Origin of the sequence: Paraburkholderia sp. SIMBA_030 (genome assembly GCF_046535245.1) — a bacterium.
GTDB lineage: Bacteria > Pseudomonadota > Gammaproteobacteria > Burkholderiales > Burkholderiaceae > Paraburkholderia.
The window spans coordinates 1-252 of record NZ_JAWRXB010001157.1 but is presented as its reverse complement, the minus strand read 5'-3'; the positions used below and the strand labels follow the sequence as shown (position 1 = coordinate 252).

Annotated in this window: 1 pseudogene; it reads right to left on the bottom strand. The window is 63.1% G+C overall.

From position 1 onward, the window contains the following. Positions 1-213 (bottom strand): annotated as a pseudogene (locus tag SB772_RS43660) (glycogen synthase); the annotation flags it as partial. Positions 214-252 lie beyond the last annotated feature (39 nt).

Sequence of the window (252 nt, the reverse complement as noted above, 5' to 3'; positions counted from 1 at the left end):
CAAGACTGAACGGTAGACCTCGAGCGTCGCCTCGGTAATGGACTCCCAAGAAAAGTGTTCTTCGGCCCGACGTCGGCCTGCGACGCCCATCTGGCGGGCGCGGGCCGGATCTGCCACCACCTCGTTCAACGCAGCGGCGAAATCACTGACGAACTTTTCCGGATCGAGCGGTGTCCCCGTTCCGTCCGTCACCTGCTCCAGTTGGACCAGCAAGCCGGTTTCTCCGTGCTGGACCACCTCCGGAATGCCACC